The following is a 442-nucleotide window of genomic DNA, read 5'->3' on the forward strand; positions in this document are numbered from 1 at the left end:
AAACTAACTAAAATTAAAACATCCTGTTTTTGATAAACTATCATTAAAATTGATAGCTGCGTTTTATTATCTGAACCCGAAATTAACACCTACTGAAAAGGCGTTAAATTCTGATAAATGATATTCGGCATTAAGTCTGAAAAAACCTAACTTTAATTTTGTTCCAATGGTACCTCTAACGGCTGATATTTCACTTGATACAGAGAATGGGTCTTGAATAGTTTCAGAGAAAAACGGACCACTTTGTACAGTGTAAGTCCCTAATAAATCTGATTCTGATGTTCCTTTTATATACCCAACACCACCATAAAAATTAATTACTGGTAATTTAGTTGAGGCTATTAATTGAAATAACCATGTATTGGTATCATTTTCTAAACGTTGGTTTTCTCCATCAATATTAGAAGATTCCGTTAAATCATAACTTCCATTTAAGTGTGTG

General features: G+C 31.0%; 1 protein-coding gene. It reads right to left on the bottom strand.

Going from position 1 to position 442, the window contains the following annotated elements; all coding sequences use genetic code 11:
• Positions 1–66: 66 nt before the first annotated feature.
• On the bottom strand, positions 67–442 hold a 376-nt coding region (locus tag FUA24_RS11045), incomplete at its 5' end, for a DUF6588 family protein (protein ID WP_317131955.1).

The organism is Seonamhaeicola marinus (genome assembly GCF_008085455.1).